Annotated in this window: 17 protein-coding genes; 9 read left to right on the top strand and 8 right to left on the bottom strand. The window is 69.8% G+C overall.

Annotation, left to right across the window (positions count from 1 at the left end):
• Positions 1-40 precede the first annotated feature (40 nt).
• Positions 41-229 (bottom strand): acyl-CoA dehydrogenase family protein, encoded by a 189-nt coding sequence (locus OG407_RS01665; protein ID WP_405854252.1) that lies wholly within the window; start codon positions 227-229, stop codon positions 41-43.
• Positions 230-236: 7 nt separating this feature from the next.
• Between OG407_RS01665 and OG407_RS01660 the strand changes: the two genes are divergently transcribed.
• Both OG407_RS01660 and OG407_RS01655 read left to right on the top strand, forming a co-directional pair.
• Positions 237-368, top strand: a complete 132-nt coding sequence (locus OG407_RS01660; RefSeq protein ID WP_405854250.1) for a hypothetical protein — start codon at positions 237-239, stop codon at positions 366-368.
• 5 nt (positions 369-373) lie between these two features.
• A complete protein-coding gene (locus OG407_RS01655; RefSeq protein WP_405854248.1) occupies positions 374-490 on the top strand; it encodes a TetR family transcriptional regulator C-terminal domain-containing protein in 117 nt (38 codons plus the stop codon).
• Between the two features lie 96 nt (positions 491-586).
• Here the strand turns inward: OG407_RS01655 and tnpA are convergent, their stop codons facing one another.
• Complete coding sequence (tnpA, locus tag OG407_RS01650) at positions 587-1,015, bottom strand: IS200/IS605 family transposase (RefSeq protein ID WP_405854246.1); 429 nt, start codon at positions 1,013-1,015, stop codon at positions 587-589.
• Between the two features lie 131 nt (positions 1,016-1,146).
• Between tnpA and OG407_RS01645 the strand changes: the two genes are divergently transcribed.
• Complete coding sequence (locus OG407_RS01645; RefSeq protein WP_405868239.1) at positions 1,147-2,319, top strand: RNA-guided endonuclease InsQ/TnpB family protein; 1,173 nt, start codon at positions 1,147-1,149, stop codon at positions 2,317-2,319.
• Between the two features lie 63 nt (positions 2,320-2,382).
• Positions 2,383-2,604 carry a TetR family transcriptional regulator C-terminal domain-containing protein gene (locus OG407_RS01640; protein ID WP_405854244.1) on the top strand — a complete coding sequence of 74 codons (222 nt, stop codon included), beginning with the start codon at positions 2,383-2,385 and terminating at the stop codon, positions 2,602-2,604.
• 61 nt (positions 2,605-2,665) lie between these two features.
• Here the strand turns inward: OG407_RS01640 and OG407_RS01635 are convergent, their stop codons facing one another.
• Complete coding sequence (locus OG407_RS01635) at positions 2,666-3,781, bottom strand: serine hydrolase domain-containing protein (RefSeq protein WP_405854242.1); 1,116 nt, start codon at positions 3,779-3,781, stop codon at positions 2,666-2,668.
• 193 nt (positions 3,782-3,974) lie between these two features.
• Between OG407_RS01635 and OG407_RS01630 the strand changes: the two genes are divergently transcribed.
• Positions 3,975-4,856: a GyrI-like domain-containing protein gene (locus OG407_RS01630; protein WP_405854240.1), complete on the top strand. Its 882-nt coding sequence runs from the start codon at positions 3,975-3,977 to the stop codon at positions 4,854-4,856.
• A gap of 229 nt (positions 4,857-5,085) precedes the next feature.
• Complete coding sequence (locus tag OG407_RS01625) at positions 5,086-6,321, top strand: MFS transporter (RefSeq protein WP_405854238.1); 1,236 nt, start codon at positions 5,086-5,088, stop codon at positions 6,319-6,321.
• Positions 6,322-6,396: 75 nt separating this feature from the next.
• Here OG407_RS01625 and OG407_RS01620 read toward each other — a convergent pair whose 3' ends face one another.
• Together OG407_RS01620 and OG407_RS01615 are read right to left on the bottom strand one after the other, a co-directional pair.
• On the bottom strand, positions 6,397-7,527 hold the full coding sequence (locus tag OG407_RS01620) for a glutamate--cysteine ligase (protein WP_405854236.1): 1,131 nt from the start codon (positions 7,525-7,527) through the stop codon (positions 6,397-6,399).
• A 186-nt stretch (positions 7,528-7,713) separates the two neighbouring features.
• Positions 7,714-8,652 (bottom strand): LysR family transcriptional regulator, encoded by a 939-nt coding sequence (locus tag OG407_RS01615; protein WP_405854234.1) that lies wholly within the window; start codon positions 8,650-8,652, stop codon positions 7,714-7,716.
• Between the two features lie 100 nt (positions 8,653-8,752).
• On the opposite strand from OG407_RS01615, the gene OG407_RS01610 reads away from it, so the two are divergent.
• The gene (locus OG407_RS01610) at positions 8,753-9,775 is read left to right on the top strand and encodes an NADP-dependent oxidoreductase (protein WP_405854232.1); all 1,023 of its coding nucleotides are present in this window, start codon (positions 8,753-8,755) and stop codon (positions 9,773-9,775) included.
• A 62-nt stretch (positions 9,776-9,837) separates the two neighbouring features.
• Here OG407_RS01610 and OG407_RS01605 read toward each other — a convergent pair whose 3' ends face one another.
• Genes OG407_RS01605 through OG407_RS01595 form a run of 3 tightly spaced genes read right to left on the bottom strand, consistent with a single transcriptional unit; the run spans position 9,838 to position 13,275 of the window.
• Positions 9,838-10,545: an ABC transporter ATP-binding protein gene (locus OG407_RS01605; protein ID WP_403597134.1), complete on the bottom strand. Its 708-nt coding sequence runs from the start codon at positions 10,543-10,545 to the stop codon at positions 9,838-9,840.
• A 6-nt stretch (positions 10,546-10,551) separates the two neighbouring features.
• A complete protein-coding gene (locus OG407_RS01600; RefSeq protein WP_405854230.1) occupies positions 10,552-11,934 on the bottom strand; it encodes an ABC transporter permease in 1,383 nt (460 codons plus the stop codon).
• A 54-nt stretch (positions 11,935-11,988) separates the two neighbouring features.
• Positions 11,989-13,275, bottom strand: a complete 1,287-nt coding sequence (locus OG407_RS01595; RefSeq protein WP_405854228.1) for an ABC transporter permease — start codon at positions 13,273-13,275, stop codon at positions 11,989-11,991.
• Between the two features lie 118 nt (positions 13,276-13,393).
• Here OG407_RS01595 and OG407_RS01590 point away from each other — a divergent pair, with 118 nt between their 5' ends.
• Both OG407_RS01590 and OG407_RS01585 read left to right on the top strand, forming a co-directional pair.
• The gene (locus OG407_RS01590) at positions 13,394-14,056 is read left to right on the top strand and encodes a response regulator transcription factor (protein WP_405854226.1); all 663 of its coding nucleotides are present in this window, start codon (positions 13,394-13,396) and stop codon (positions 14,054-14,056) included.
• Positions 14,047-15,237 carry a sensor histidine kinase gene (locus OG407_RS01585; protein ID WP_405854224.1) on the top strand — a complete coding sequence of 397 codons (1,191 nt, stop codon included), beginning with the start codon at positions 14,047-14,049 and terminating at the stop codon, positions 15,235-15,237. Before OG407_RS01590 ends, OG407_RS01585 begins: the two co-directional genes overlap by 10 nt.
• Positions 15,238-15,448 lie beyond the last annotated feature (211 nt).

The following is a 15,448-nucleotide window of genomic DNA, read 5'->3' as shown; positions in this document are numbered from 1 at the left end:
TGCCGGGCCACGGTCGAAGACGTCACGGGGAGCGGAGCCGTCACAGGCGCCGCGAGATGATCAGCCGCATGATGTCCGAGGTGCCCTCCTCGATCTCCTCCAGCTTGGCGTCGCGCATCCACTGCTCGACCGGGAACTCGCGCGAGTAGCCCCATCCGCCGAGGGTCTGGACGGCGCCCCAGGTCACCGCCATCGCGGTCTCCGAGGCCTCGGAGTGCGGGACCAGCACGGCGACGGTGCATCACCACGTCCCCAGCAAGAAAGCCACGCTGCACGCGGCGCTCGAGTACTACGCCCAACGGTTCCGCACCCGGCTCGACGAGGAGTTCGGCCGGGCGACGTCCGCCCGTGACAACTGTGCTGCCTGATCGAAGTGCAACTCCCGCTCGCCGCAGAGGACATCGACGAATGGTCGGTGTGGACCCAGTTCTGGAACAAGGCGATGCTCGAACCCCGCCTGGGGCCCGCGCAGAGTCGGATCTACCTCTGATCTTGCGCAGTGCTCCGTCCTTTAGGGCGAAGGTGAGGCACATCCTGGGTACGGAGGCGCGAAGCGCCGGAGTTCTCTGCGCCTTCGTGGCGACGGTCAGGTGGGTCGCTGCTGGTTCACGATGTACTGGCGGACGACGGTGAGCGGTGCGCCGGCGCATGATCCGGCGACGTAGGAGCCGGACCAGAAGTGTCCGCCCCACAGGTAGCGGCGGACATGCGCGTTGCACTCGTGGCGGAGTCTGCGCGAGCTGACGCCCTTGAGTGCGTTGACCAGCTTGGAGAGCTGGACTTTGGGCGGGTAGTGCACGAGTAGGTGGACATGGTCCTGTTCGCCGTTGAACTGTTTCAGCTCGGCCTCGAAGTCGTCGCAGACCTCCCGCATGATCTCTTCGGTGCGGGTCGGCATGGCGTCGGTGAACGCCTCCCGCCGGTACTTCATGACAAAGACCAAGTGAACGTGCAGGTTGTAAACGACGTGACGTCCGTTGCGTACATCGGGATGAGGATTCCAGCGCGGCGACATAAACCAAAGCTAAACTTCCGGTTGTGCATCACGACACCTTCGCCAAGCGGCAGTTCGGGCACCGTGCCCGGCTTGCGCTGTCGCCTGCCGAGGTGCTGAAAACAGACGGCCAGGCGCACGCCGCCCGCACGATGTGGAACTGTCTGCACGCGTGGTGGCAGATGATGCCGAAGGAGAAGCGGACGCTCGTGAACGCGGACGCCGCGATCCGGCAAGCCCGTCAGGACATCGACTTCCTGGCAGTCCTGCCTGCCCAGGCCGCGCAAGCAGTCCTCAAGACGTACTTCCAGGCTTGGAAGAACTGCTGGGAGGGGCGGGCGGACGCACCGAACTTCAAGGGCCGGTTCCGGTCGGTGATGTCGGTGGACGTTCCGCAGGGCCGTGACCTGAACATCGTCCGCGTGTACCGACGCTGGGGCATGGCCAACATTCCCAAGGTGGGCCGGGTCCGCTTCCGCTGGACCAAAGACCTGCCGGTGGGCAAGCATGCAGGCGCGGAGAACCGGATCACCGGGGCCCGGCTGGTCAAAGAGGCGCTCGGATGGCACATCGCCTTCCGCGTCCAGACCCTTCAGATCAAGCCCGACCCCCACGCCGGCCCTGAAGTCGGCATCGACGTTGGGATCAACGTGCCCATCGCCCTCTCCGACGGCCAAACCTACGACCACGGCGAGTGGCTGACCATCAAGGAGAAGGCCAGGCTCCTGCACTTGGAGCAGCGTGCCGCGCAGTGCAGGCAGCACCGCAAGCCCGGCGAGCGCACCAGCCGCCGGCTCCACCGCACCTATGACCAAATCGCAGGAGTCCGCGCGAAAGCCAAGCGCCGGGCACTCGACTGGCAGCACCGGACGACCACCGTCATCGCTAAGCAGTACGGCACTGTCGTGGTCGAAGCACTCACCATCACGAACATGGTCAAGTCTGCCAAGGGCAGCGTGGAGGAGCCGGGGAAGAACGTTGCCCAGAAGTCCGGGCTGAACCGCTCCATCAGCGGCGAAGCGTGGGGCCGTACGGTCACGATGCTGACCTACAAGACCGCCCGGCACGGCGGCACCCTCCACCAGGTCCCGGCCCCCGGCACATCCCGGCGATGCTCCGCATGCGGTTTCATCGCGCCCGGGAGTCGGGAGAGCCAGGCCGTGTTCGCATGCAAGAACCCGAACTGCGGCTGGTCGGGCAACGCCGACCACAACGCAGCCCGGAACATCTTGCACCTTTACCGGATGGGCCTCGCGCTCCTCCCGGCTGCCGGGAGGGCAGTCGTCAGGCGCGCGAAGCGCGTCAAGCCCGCTGCCGCAAGGTGAGCAGGAATCTCCCGGCTTCAGCCGGGAGAGCACTTCAATCGGGCTGGTACCGGGTTGTGGGTCGTGGTCGTGGTGGACGTGCTGCACGAGTGCCGGTCCGAAGGCCTGGCACCGGAGGCGGACGTCGAAGCCCTCGCCGACCGGTTCACCGCGATGGTCGACGGCCTGGCGATCCAGATCCTCGCCGGCTCGACCGAGATGCGGCCCGACCGCATGCGCTCGCTCCTGCTGCGGGCCTTCGAACCCCACCTCGACCTGACCGGTCACCCGGGCACACCCGGCTGAAGGGTGGGAGGGGTACGTCCGGGTGCGCACGCGCTCACGGACGTACCCCTCCCGTGGGCTGTCACCGCAGTCCGCTGTAGGCGGCCATGATGATCTCCATGCCGCGGTTGTCCTCCTGCCGATCCCGGTCGATCATCTGGTTCATGACGTAGGCCACCGTCATCCGTGCGTCGGGGTCGCTCACGACCAGTGAGCCGCCCCATCCGCCCCAGCCGAAGGTGTTGCCGAACTTCCCGAAGCCCACGGTCCAGGACATCGGCGTCCGCAGCACCCGGTCCTCGCCGCGGAACACCTCCTGCCACGCGGGCTCGCAGCCCCGGGGAGACAGCAGCCGCACGCCACCGGCCGAACCCCGGTTCGCCAGGACCGACTGGACGAGGGCGACGGAGCGGGCGTTGCCGAAGCCGTTCACCGCGGGGATCTGCGCACGGCGCCAGGCAACGGAGTTGGCGTCCCTGACCCGGACCGTGACACCGGTGTGCTCCCGGCGTGTGCCGTCCGGTCCGAGCGGTGCGCCGGCGGTGAACTCGTCGGTCTGTGGCGGCGGCGGGATGAGCGGTGCGAATCGGTGGTCGTCGGCGGCGGAGAGCCCGATGTGGAAGTCCGCGCCCAGCGGTCCGGCCACTTCCTCGGCGAAGAAATCACGGAGGCTACGGCCGGTGACGCGGCGGACGATCTCACCGATCAGGAACCCGAAGGTGAGCGCGTGGTACCCGGCGGCCGTTCCCGGTTCCCATTCGGGGGCCTGCGCTGCCAGCCCCGCCGTCACGCTCTGCCAGTCGTAGAGGTCCTCGACCGCGGTCGGCCCGGGCAGGTCCGGCAGCCCCGCGGTGTGGGACAGCACGTGGCGTACCAGCACGCGCTCCTTGCCCGCCGCGGCGAACTCGGGCCAGTAGGCGGCGACCGGCGCGGAGAGATCGAGCAGGCCCCGGTCGGCCAGGACGAGTGCGCACAGGGCGGTCATGTTCTTGGTCGTCGAGTTCACGCCCGTGAGGGTGTCGCGCTCCCAGTCGAGGGTGCGGTCCGCGTCGGCGTACCCGCCCCAGAGGTCGACCACCGGCTCGGCGTCCAGGCGGACGGCGACCGAGGCACCCACGTCGTCCTTGGCGAGCGAGGCCGCGAGGGCCTCCTCGACGGCGGCGAACCGCGGCTCGCACAGCCCTTTAACATCAGTCATGTGCGCAAGCCTCAGGCAACGCCGGGGCCGTCCGCCCGACAGTTCCCGCACGGCTTCTGTCGGGCAGGGCGCGAAGGATTCACCTACACGTGAAGACGGTCCGGCCGTATCGGCTGCCGCATCGGGGTGCGCATTCCTGCGGGGGAGACTCAAGGAAGTGCGGGGGAGATTCAAGGAAGAGGGACGGATACACGTGCTGGACCGGCTGAACCAGGCGCTGGATCACCTGGAGGGCTGCCTCGACCGGGAGGTCGACGTGGCCGGGGCGGCCCGGATCGCCGTGGTGTCGGAGTACCACTTCCGGCGGATGTTCTCCGCCCTCGCCGGGATGCCCCTCCCCGTCTACGTGCGGCGCCGCAGGATGACGCTCGCTGCGGCCGAGGTGTTGGCCGGGGAACGCACACTGCTCGATGTCGCGGTGCGCTACGGCTACGGCTCGGGCGAGGCCTTCGCCCGGGCGTTCCGGTCGGTGCACGGCATCGGCCCGGGCGAGGCCCGGCGCACGGGCGCGCTGCTCACGGCCCAGCCCCGCATGTCCTTCCGCGTCGTCGTCGAAGGCAGTACGACCATGCGGTACCGGCTCGTGGAGAAGGAGGCGTTCCGGATCGTCGGCCGGAAGGCCCGGGTCCCGCTGGTGCACGAGGGGGTCAACCCGGCCGCAGCGGCGCATCTGGAGAACCTGGACGAGCGGGCGATCGTACGGATGAAGGAGCTGGTCGGCCGGGAACCGGAGGGGATCCTGTCGGCGGCGGTGTATCTGACCGACAGCCGGGAGGAGGGCGCCGAGGCGGACTACTGGATCGGCGTGGCCACCGGCCCGGAGACGGCCGTCGAGGAACTCGACGCCCTCGACGTGCCGGCCGGGACCTGGGCGGTCTTCGACAACGACGGGCCCTATCCGGGCGCGCTCCAGGAGTTGTGGCGCGACGTGTTCACCCAGTGGTTCCCCTCGAACCCGTACGCGAGCCGGCCGGGTCCGGAACTCCTGCGGACGCACCTGGTGGAGATCGGCGAGGAGACCCACTCCCAGCTGTGGATCCCGGTCGAGCGGAACAGCGGGAACGCCGCCGTGTGAAATGTGACGCAGGCCATGATTCTCGTCGCCCGATCCTGGAATGCGTGCGTGCGTGCCACGGCTGTAGAGCCCGTAGACCCTCTCTGCCCTGAGGGGCGCATCGGGCAACGGCGGTCGGCGCGACGGGCTACAGAAACAGGGCGAACGGGACTCATCACGGTCCTGCCCACTTCCCCGCTTCCTCCCCGTCCGCACCCAAATCGCCACCCGTGAAAGGTACTTGCGCTCCATGCCACTGGCCCTGCTGGCCCTTGCCCTCGTCGCGTTCGGAATCGGTACGACCGAGTTCGCCACGATGGGACTGCTGCCCCAGATCGCCCACGGCGTCGGCGTGTCCGTGCCGCACGCCGGTAACCTCGTCTCCGCCTACGCGCTCGGTGTCGTCGTCGGGGCGCCCGTCCTGACCGGCATCGGCGCGCGCATCGCCCACAAACGGCTCCTGCTCCTGCTGTCCGCGCTGTTCGTGATCGGCAACGTCGCCTCCGCTCTCGCCCCGAACTTCGGCCTGCTGTTCGCCGCACGGTTCCTGGCGGGCCTGCCGCACGGAGCGCTGTTCGGGGTGGGCGCCGTCGTGGCCTCCCGGCTGGTCGCCCCTGAGCGGGCCGGGTGGGCTGTGTCGAGGATGTTCCTCGGACTCACCGTCGCCAACATCGTCGGTGTTCCGGCCGGTACCGCCCTGGGGCAGCACCTCGGCTGGCGGTACGCCTACTGCGCGGTCGCCGTCATCGGTCTTGTCGCGCTGGCGGCGCTGGCCGCCTTCGTCCCCCACCAGCCGCGTGGCGGCCAGGCCGGTATCCGGCACGAGCTGCGGGCGATGGGCAACCGGCAGGTCGCCCTGGGCCTGGCCACCGCCGTCGTGGGATTCGGCGGCTTCTTCGCCGTCTACAGCTACCTGGTGCCGATCCTGACCCACGTGACCGGCCTCTCCGACTCCTCCACGACATGGGTCCTCGCGCTCTACGGCATCGGCATGACGCTGGGCACCCTGATCGCGGGTCCGCTCACCGACCGGGCGCTGCGCCCGACGCTGTACGGGGGTCTCTTCCTGCTCGGTGCGACGCTCGTGGCGTTCTACTTCACCGTCCACAGCACCGTCCCCGCCCTGGTGACCCTCGCCTTCATGGGCGCGATGGGCGCCCTGGTCACCACCCCCGTGCAGATGCTGCTCATGGCCAAGGCGAAGAACGCCCCGACGATGGCCGCGGCCTCCAACCACTCCGCCTTCAACCTGGCCAACGCCGGCGGCGCCTGGCTCGGCGGCCTGGCCATCTCCGCCGGCTGGGGCTGGGCCTCACCGGCGCTGGTCGGCGCGACGCTCGCCGCGGCGGGCCTCGGCCTCGCGCTCCTCGCGGGCCTCACGGACCGCGATACCGGCAGCTCCACACTGATCACGTCCTCACCGGCCCCGACCCCGTCAGAGCCCGTGTCGACGACGTCTCAAGCGCAGACCGGTAGCGACGCCTGACAGGTGACGCCGGCCTCACCGGACCGAGCGGAGCCGGAGGTGGCGGGGTGGGCAGGCGGGTGGCGACGGCGATCGCTATCTCCCGGTGCTCACCGCGGCGGCGGGCTGCGCGGGCTGGGGCGCGATCAGATCCAACAGCGCCTCTGTGCCGCCCTTCGCGAGCGCGGCGCGTTGCCGTGCGGCTCCCGTCCCCTGGTCGAGCAGCCGCTGAACGCCCGAGGTCACCCGGTCGACGTCCCCGAGTTCCTTGAGCGCGGGTGTGAGGCGATCGAGCATGGCGCCCACCACCGCGGCTGCCGGCGAGGACGTGGCGGTACGGGGGTCGACCAGATCCGCGCCCAGGCCGCGGCGCGCCGCGTGCCATCCGGCGGCCTGCAGTATCTCGGGCGAGGGGGACAGGGCGAGCAGATCGCGACGGTCCTCGCGCAGCGCGGTCACCACCAGCGCGCGGGTGAGTCCAGCGAGGGTGACGGCACTTTCCACGTCCAACTGGACATCGGGCGCGCGCACCTCCAACGTCGGGTAGTCCTCGGACAGCCGGGCATGCCAGTACAACTGCCCCCGGTCGGACACGACGCCGGTGGCCAGCAGCGCGGCCACCAGCTCTTCGTAGTGCGCTGCGCCGGTGAAGAACGGTGGCGAGCCGCTGATCGGCCAGCGGCCGAAGACCACGGTGCGCCAGCTCGCGAAACCGGTGTCCCGCCCTTCCCAGAACGGGGAGTTGGCGCCCAGGGCCACCAGCACCGGCAGCCAGGGTCTCAACCGGCCGAGCGCGGCGGCACCGGCCTGCCGGTCGGGCACGGCGACATGGACGTGCATGCCGCAGATCAGCTGCTCGTCGACCAGCCGAGCCGCCTCGGCCCGCATGGTCCGGTAGCGCTCCTGCTCGGTGACAGGCACCAGCGGCGCGCCGGCCCGGGGCGCGCCGCCGGTCGCCGCGAGCCGACAGTTCGCGCGGCGGGCGGCGCCGCCCACCGCGCGCCGGAACCGGGTGAGGTGCCCGGCGACCTCATCGAGGTCGGAACACACCGGCGTGGCGACCTCCACCTGCGCCTGGAGCAGTTCGGTGTCGATGTCCTCCCGCCGCACCCCGGGTTCGTGTCCCGCGGCGGCACGGACCTCGCCGATGCGCGGCGTCGGCAGTCCCGTCGCGCGATCGAGCAGCAGGAACTCTTCTTCGACGCCGAGCGTCACACCTGTCGTCATAGTGGTGGGGTGCCCCCGATCCGCCCCGTCACGACAGAATCGCGCTCCTGACAGCTCGCTCGTCTTCTACGGTGACGATTCGCCGCGCCGTGTCCATCAGCGTCGAGACGAGTACGCCGACACGACCCGCGCGCCGCGGAGCCGGTGTCGGCACGGCGTTGAGGAGGACACCATGCGGCCGCGGTGTCACAGCCTCGTCCGCTGGGGCCCGGCCTCGCTGCCGGGCAGGCTCACCCCCTGGGGGACCGTGGCGCGGAGTTCCCTCACGAGGGCGCGTACGACCGCGGATCCTGCCAGTTCGGCGGTGGTGACATAGCCGACCTGCCGTGTCGGGCGGTCGGGACCGAGATCGGCGACGCTGACCGAGGCCGGTGCTCCGGCCAGGGAGAGCGCGGGCATGATCGCCATTCCGTGGCCCGCGCTCACCAAGGACAGCACCGCTCCGTCGTCCTCGGCCTCGACGGTGGCCTCGGGGATCCAGTCCTGCGCGGTCCACCAGCCGCGGGTGTGGGAACCGCAGTTCTCGGCCCAGTCGACCAGCGGCAGCGAGCGCGGTGCGGCGTGACCGGGCGCGTGCACCAGGGCATACGGCTCCTCGAAGAGTCCGCTCGCGACCAGTCCCGGTGGAAGCGGCACGGAGCCGCCCAGCGTGGCGATGGCGATGTCGGCTTTCCCGTCGGCCACTTCGCCGGCGGTACCGCGCCCCACCTCGCGTACGATCCGCACCCGCGGTTCGATGGCGGGATGGCGGGCGCGCAGCCGCTGGAGCACGGGCGGCAGCAGGTGGAGAGCCGCGCTGCGGAAGGCCGCGATCCGCAGCGGCCCTTCAGCGGCATCGGACCGGGCCGCACCACGCGCCTCGGCGGTGAGGACGTCCAGCAGGCGCAGGATGCGGCGGGCGTGCGCGACGGCCTTCTCTCCGGCGGGAGTTGGGCGGGCGCCCGTACGGCCGCGTTCGAAGAGGACCGCCCCGATCTTGCGCTCGCTGCCGCGCACCGAGTGGGAGACCGCGGACTGCGTCAGGCCGAGTGTCCCGGCCGCGGCCGAGAAGCCGCCGGTGTCCGCGACCGCCACCAGGACGCGCAGTTCGTGCGGGGCGAGATCGGAGTCGGTCGTACGGGCCACGGGGTGCTCACCTCGGGGTATGAGAACTGCTCATGGAACGGGCCGTCGTATGAGCGCAACCGGCTGCCCACCAGGCACATTCCCGACCTACGGTCCGGTCATGAACGAGACCGCGCTCACCGTGCACCAGATCGCCCGCCCGCACGGATTCCCCACCGCCGGGCACTTCGCCTTCGTCGAGTCCGCGCTCCCTGAACCCCCGGCAGGCAGCGCGCTCGTGGAGAACCTCTACTGGTCCGTCGACCCCTACCACCGCGAGATGATGGACGACGTACGTGATGGCTTCGCGCTCGGCGCATCGCTGGAGGGGCGCGCGATCGGGCGGATCATCGCCTCGCGCACGCCCCGGCTGGCCGAGGGCGAGATCGTGTTCCACCGACGCGGCTGGCGCACGCACGCGGTGGTCACCCCCGAGGAGATCCGGCACCTGCCCCGCTTCGACGGGGTGCCGTTGACCGCGTACCTGAGCATCCTCGGCGGAACCGGCCTGACCGCCTATGTGGGCCTGACCCGGATCGCCCGGCTCCAGGAGGGCGAGGACCTGTTCGTGTCGGCCGCCGCGGGCGGGGTCGGCACCGCGACCGGACGGTTCGCCCGGCTGCTCGGCGCCGGACGGCTGGTGGGCAGCGCCGGTTCGGCGGCGAAGGCCGGCCATCTCACGCGCGAGGTCGGCTACGACGCCGTCTTCGACTACCACGAGGGGCCGGCCGCCGATCTGCTCCGCAAGGTCGCGCCGGACGGCATCGACGTGTTCGTCGACAACGTCGGCGGCGAGCAACTGGCAGCGGCGATAGGAGAGTTGCGCGAATTCGGACGTGTCGTCCGCATCGGAACGATCAGTCAGTACAACAACCCCGACGCGTCGCCGCCACGCTTCGACTACGCCGACATCGTGGAGAAGAGCCTCCGCGTGGAGGGCTTCCTGGTGAGCAACTATCGTGACGTGCAGGACGAGTTGTACGACTTCGCGGTACCGCATCTGCAGAGCGGCCGGCTCGCACTGGACGAGACGGTCGTCGACGGGTTCGAGCACATCGTGGACGCGTTCCTGGGGATGCTGCACGGCCGTAACACCGGCAAGACCATCGTGCGGGACCGCACGCAGGTCCCTTCCGTGGGCTGAGGAACCGGTCCGGCGCCGATTTCCTGCAGCAGCCCATCGACCTGGCGGCAGCGCGTGCGGCGTCATGAGGCGTTCCGCTGTTCCGTGAGCTTGCCCTTGCGCAGATGGAGGATGCGGTCGGACTGCGTGGCCAGTTGCTGGGAGTGGGTGACGACGATGACGCACTTTCCCTGTTCGTGGGCGAGCTCGCGGAAGGTGTCGATGATGCCCTGGGCCGTGTCCTCGTCGAGGTTTCCGGTGGGTTCGTCGGCGAAGAGGATGTCGACGTCGCAGGCCAGGGCGCGGGCGATGGCGACACGCTGCTGCTGGCCGCCGGAGAGCTGCATCACGTTGCGGGTCGCCGTCGCCTTGTCCAGGCCGATCGCTTCCAGCAGGAGCAGGGCACGGCTCCTGCGGCTGCCGGTGGCGGGTTTGGTGCCGGTGATCTCCATGGCGCAGGTGACGTTCTGGAGGGCGGTCATGTAGGTGAGGAGGTTGTACTGCTGGAAGATCGTGGCGGCGTGCTGGTTGCGGTAGCGGCCGAGGCCGAGTGCGGTGAGGTCGCGGCCGTCGAACCTGATGGCGCCCTTCGTGGGGGTGTCGAGGCCGCTGGCCAGGCTGAGCAGAGTGGTCTTGCCGCTGCCGGAGGGTCCCAGGATGGTGTAGAAGGTGCTGCGCTCGAAGTCGTAGTCGATGCTCTTGAGCACGGTGGTCCTGCGGCGCTGGCTGGAGTAGGTGTGGCTGACGTCGGTGAGGCGCAGCACGGGTGGGGTGGCGGTGGGGCTGGTCATGGCGGGTCACTCGCCTTTCGTGAGGATGGTGCGGGGGCTCAGCCGCAGCACGGCGCCTGCCGGGATGGCGGTGGCGAGCAGGCCGATGCCGAGGCCGACGAGACCGACCGTGGCGAGGTCCGCCGGATCGAGTGCCACCGTGATCCTGCTGATGGGATCGGCGTTCTCCACGGGCTTGTCGTTCGGGTCGATGCCCTGATCGAGACCGGTGCTGCCGGGGGCCGGGGGCTGCCAGGAGTTCAGCTTCTTCTCGGCGGCCGAGGCTTCCTTGCCGAGCAGCGACTGTCCGGCGCTCTGGGTCAGGGCCGGGGCGAAGAGTGAGCTGACGCCGATGGCGACGGCGGCGACCACGACGATTTCCAGGGCCTGCTGGGTGATGAGCTTGCTCTTCTTCTCGCCCATGGCCAGCAGGACGCCGTACTCCCTGCGGCGCTGCTTGACCGCGAGATTGACCAGGAGGGCCAGGACGGCCGCGCCGGCGATGCCCATGAGCCACATGGCCACGGTGGCCGTGGAGCGGATGCTCTTGAGCGGGCCCGTCATCTGCTGGAGGGCCTTGTCGTTGGCGTCGAGCTTGAAACCGTCGAGCGCCGAGCCCGCGACCTGCTTCGCCTTGTCCTTGAACGCGCTCTGTTCGTCGGCGTCCTGGAGAAGGAAGGTCGCCTGGCCCACCTGGAGCGTTTTCTTGCCTCCGGACTCAAGTGCGGAGACACCGCCCACGGTGCCGTACAGCAGGTTGGCCGGGCTGAGGAAGTTCTCGGGTTCGGGTTCGGTGCTGGGGCGCGGGTCACGGTAGATGCCGGCCACCGTGAAGTCGACCGTCGTCTTCTCGTCGTTCGACGTCAGAGGGATCGTGTCCCCGACCTTGAGACCGTTCTTCCTGGCCAGCCGCTCCTCGATCAGGAGCTTCTTCTTGTCCCGGTCGGAGGCCGTGAGGTGCCGGCCGGACAGGAGGGTGAACTTGCCGCTGCGGAAATCGGGCAGCAGCGAGGAGTCGAGCACGCCTGTGGCCGAAGTGGCGCCGGGGCCCATGGTCTGGGTCTTCGGCCCGCCGTCGACCAGCTTGTACCTGCCTTTGAGGAAGGCACGGTCCCACATCGAGTAGGTGTACTTCTGGACCTGGGGCAGCGCACCGAGCTTGTCCACGGTCGCGGCGCCGATGCTCGGCGCCTGCATGCCACCGCCACCGCCCAACCGGCCCATGTCCATCTCCATGGTGATCTCCGCGCCCACGGACCGTTCGGCGTCCTGCTCGGCCTGGGCCGTCGCCTCGTTGATCAGGACGCCCGCCAGCACCATCACGGAGATGACGAGGAAGGTGGCGAGGGTGATCAGGGTGCGGCCCTTGCGGGCCCACAGGCTGAGCCCGGCGCGTTTGACGAAGTTCATGGGTATCGCTCTCTCGGTCCCTGTCGGTGGATGGAAGTGCGGTGAACGGCACGGCTATTCGGGGTCGGTGAGAATGGAGCGGGGATGCAGGCGGAGGATCCCGATGCCCGGCACGACCGTGGAGACCAGGGAGATGCCGAGCCCGATGCCGGCGACCTTGCCGATGGCGGCCGGCTCGACCCGTACCGCGACCGGGGCGATCTCGGCGCCCCGCACCCCGGCCGCCGTGAGCGGCTTGCCGGTCCGGCTGCCGAGAATCGTGTCGCCCACGTGCTGTCCGGCGAGTGAGCCGGCCACGGCGGCGAGCGCTACGGCGGGCAGCGCGACGGCCGCCACCTCCACGGCATGCTGGCCGACGAGCTTCCACTTCTTCTCGCCCATCGAGAGCAGCACCCCGAGTTCGGCGCGCCGCTCGCGGATCTGCAGCGTCACGACGAGCCCGAGGATCAGCGCCCCGGCCAGGGCGATCACCCAGACGATCAGGCCGGCGAAGGTGCCGACCCTCTGGATCGGGCGGACCTGGTCGCGGTACGCCTTGTCGTTGACGCGGAAGTCGAACCCGCCCTTGCCCAGGAGCCGTTCGGCCTCGGCGTGCAGCTGCTCGGCACGGTCCGGTGAACCGATCTTGAACACTGCCTCGCTGAGGGTCGCGGTGCCGGTGGCGAGCTGCTGCGCGGCGCGCACCGGCACGTACAGCGTGTTGCCGGGCAGTTCGTGCGGCCGTGCCCAACTCGTCGGATCCGGAGTCGGGTCCTGGAAGACACCGACGACCGTGAGCGGCACCGTGCGTTCGCCGTCCTCGGACCGCACCCGGATGGTGTCGCCGGCCTTGAGGTGGTTCTTGTCGGCCAGGCGCTGTTCGATCAGCGCGACGTCGTGGCCCGCGTCCGCGGGGGTGATGCCACGACCCGCCGTGATCTTCGTCGAGCCGTACGAGAAGGGCAGCAGAAGGTCCGAGTCGCGGACGCCGTTCACGGACAGCGGATCCTTGTCCGCCCCGGGCTCCTTCTTCCCGGCTCCGGCACCGCCCGGCCGCGGCGCATTCGACGTCAGCGGTGTGAAGCCTCGCGCACCGGCTCCCACCGGCAGCTCCGGGTTGTAGCGGTGCACCAGGTCCGAGGCACCGAGCCGGTCGGCCAGGGCCGGCGTGAACCCCTTCTCCCTGACCGTGACGTCGACGCCGATGGTGCGTTGCGCGTCGGCCTCCTGGCGGGCCGCGGCGGCCTTCAGCAGGAAGCCGCCGAGGAGCAGGACGCAGATGACGACGAAGATCGCCAGCAGGGCCGCGGTCCTGGACTTTCTGGCACCAAGGCTCATCCCGGCGCGCTTGACGAAGTTCATGCCGCAGACAGAAGCAGCTCGCCGTTCGCAGCAGGATAAGCGTGTTACAGCGGCATAAGGGCAGGCCCCGCTCCCTGTCCTTATCCGGCTGCAATCGTGACCTTGGTTTCATGAGGACATGAGAGTTCTGGTTGCCGAGGACCACCGTGTGCTCGCCCGCACCATCGCCACCGGTCTGCGCCGCCAGGCCATGGCCGTCGACGTCGCCGCCACCGGCGACATGGCCGAGCGGATGTGCCTGCTCACCGCCTACGACGTGCTGATCCTCGACCGCGATCTGCCGGTCATGAGCGGTGACGAGGTGTGCAGCAGGCTGCGCGAACTCCAGGACCCACCACGGATCATCCTGCTGACCGCGGCCGGAGAACTCACCGACAGGATCCACGGCCTCACCGAGCTCGGCGCGGACGACTACCTTGCCAAGCCCTTCGACTTCGCCGAACTCGTGGCCCGGGTACGCGCCCTGAGCCGTCGCGCGCCGAAGTCGCCCTCCGCCGTGCTGTGCTTCGGGAGCATCTCCCTGGACAAGGCGCGGCGCGAAGTGTCCGTGGACGGCCGCCCGCTGGAACTGACTCCGAAGGAGTTCGCGGTCCTGCACCTGCTGCTCGTGTCCGGCGGTGCGCCGGTGGCGCACGACGAACTGGTCCGCACCGTCTGGGACGAGCACCTCGACCCGCGCACCAGCGCGGTTCGCGCCACCGTCAGCCGGTTGCGCGGCAAGCTCGGAGACCCGGGCCTGATCGCCGCCGACACGGGGGAGGGGTACCGGCTGTGCGACTGAACCCGCGGGCCCTGCTGAGCGGACTGCCCTTCCGCAGTCGCCTGGCCGTCGCCTTCTCCGGGCTCTTCCTGCTCGCCGGCACGGCCCTGCTCGCTTTCGTGGTGCTGCTCGCGCGCTACGGAACGGATCAACAGGTCCAGGGGCTGTCGATCACCTACGCCGATGTGCCGAGCAGCCCTACGACGTCCTTCGCGCCGTCACACCGCACTCGGCCGGATCCCTTCTCCTCGCCCCAGAGCGACAGCGCCATGATCAAGAAGATCGACCAGACCGTGCAGGCCGTACAGAACACCGCGCTGCGCCAGATGGTGCTCTGGTCCGCCGTCGGCCTCCTCGTCATGGCATTGCTGGCCGGACTGCTCGGCCGGTGGCTCGCGGGACGGGCCCTGCGTCCCGTCGCCTCCATGACGGAAGCCGCCCGCCGTATCAGCGAACAGAACCTCCATCAGCGCCTGGCGCTCAGCGGCCCCGACGACGAACTGCTCCGCCTCGCCGACACCTTCGACACCATGCTCGACCGGCTGGAGAAGGCCTTCGAGAGCCAACGCCGTTTCGTCGCCAACGCCTCCCACGAGCTCAAGACCCCTCTCGCCGCCCAGCGCGCCACCCTCCAGGTCGGCCTCGCCGATCCGCTCCCCGAGGGCCTCGCCGAGGTGCGCGAGGACCTGCTCACCACCAACCGCGAAGCCGAACAGCTGATCAACGCGCTCCTGCTGCTGGCCCGGAGCGACCGAGGGCCGGACACGACCGAAAGCGTGGATCTGGCGGAAGTCGCCCGGCTGGTGACGGCCGAACTCTCCCCTCAGGCAGCCCAGAACGGTGTGCACCTCGACCTGAGTGCCGACGCGCGGCCGGTCGTTCCCGGAGACCCCGTCCTGCTGCGCCACCTGCTGATGAACCTGATCCGCAACGCCATCCAGTACAACCACCCCGACGGCACCGTCCGCGTACGGCTCGACACGGCGACCGTCACGGTGACCAACACGGGCCCCCACGTGTCCGCCCAACGGATCCCCGGCCTGTTCGAACCTTTCCGCCGCCTCGACACGGACCGCACCGCCACCACCGGCCACGGCCTGGGGCTGTCCATCGCCGCCTCCATCGCCGAGGCCCACCACGCCACGCTGACGGCACGACCCGGTCCCGAGGGCGGACTCGTTCTCACCGTGCGCTTTCCTTGAGTGTCGCGGGGGAAGCCGTTGAAACGCCGGGCTGTGCCAGTGCGTTGGTACTCTCCGCAACCAGGGTGAGACGGGGGAGATGATCGTGGGAGCGGAGCTGTCGAGTCCGTCGAGCCGCCGGTTCACCGGAATTGGCTTCGGTGTCCTCTTCGGTGGCCTGACCACAGTGGTGACCATTGCCGCGATCGGGAGGGCATGGGCTGCTTGTGAC

The organism is Streptomyces sp. NBC_01515 (genome assembly GCF_045040345.1).
GTDB lineage: Bacteria > Actinomycetota > Actinomycetes > Streptomycetales > Streptomycetaceae > Streptomyces.
The sequence above is the reverse complement of the archived record's forward strand: the minus strand, read 5'-3'. Positions and strand labels throughout refer to the sequence as shown.

Excerpts from the sequence above, each read along its gene's own strand:
- OG407_RS01595 (WP_405854228.1), bottom strand. The coding sequence starts at position 13,275 with ATGAACTTCGTCAAGCGCGCCGGGATGAGCCTTGGTGCCAGAAAGTCC.
- OG407_RS01610 (WP_405854232.1), top strand. The coding sequence starts at position 8,753 with ATGAACGAGACCGCGCTCACCGTGCACCAGATCGCCCGCCCGCACGGA.
- OG407_RS01620 (WP_405854236.1), bottom strand. The coding sequence starts at position 7,527 with ATGACGACAGGTGTGACGCTCGGCGTCGAAGAAGAGTTCCTGCTGCTC.
- OG407_RS01635 (WP_405854242.1), bottom strand. The coding sequence starts at position 3,781 with ATGACTGATGTTAAAGGGCTGTGCGAGCCGCGGTTCGCCGCCGTCGAG.
- OG407_RS01645 (WP_405868239.1), top strand. The coding sequence starts at position 1,147 with ATGTGGAACTGTCTGCACGCGTGGTGGCAGATGATGCCGAAGGAGAAG.
- OG407_RS01625 (WP_405854238.1), top strand. The coding sequence starts at position 5,086 with ATGCCACTGGCCCTGCTGGCCCTTGCCCTCGTCGCGTTCGGAATCGGT.
- OG407_RS01600 (WP_405854230.1), bottom strand. The coding sequence starts at position 11,934 with ATGAACTTCGTCAAACGCGCCGGGCTCAGCCTGTGGGCCCGCAAGGGC.
- OG407_RS01590 (WP_405854226.1), top strand. The coding sequence starts at position 13,394 with ATGAGAGTTCTGGTTGCCGAGGACCACCGTGTGCTCGCCCGCACCATC.
- OG407_RS01605 (WP_403597134.1), bottom strand. The coding sequence starts at position 10,545 with ATGACCAGCCCCACCGCCACCCCACCCGTGCTGCGCCTCACCGACGTC.
- tnpA (WP_405854246.1), bottom strand. The coding sequence starts at position 1,015 with ATGTCGCCGCGCTGGAATCCTCATCCCGATGTACGCAACGGACGTCAC.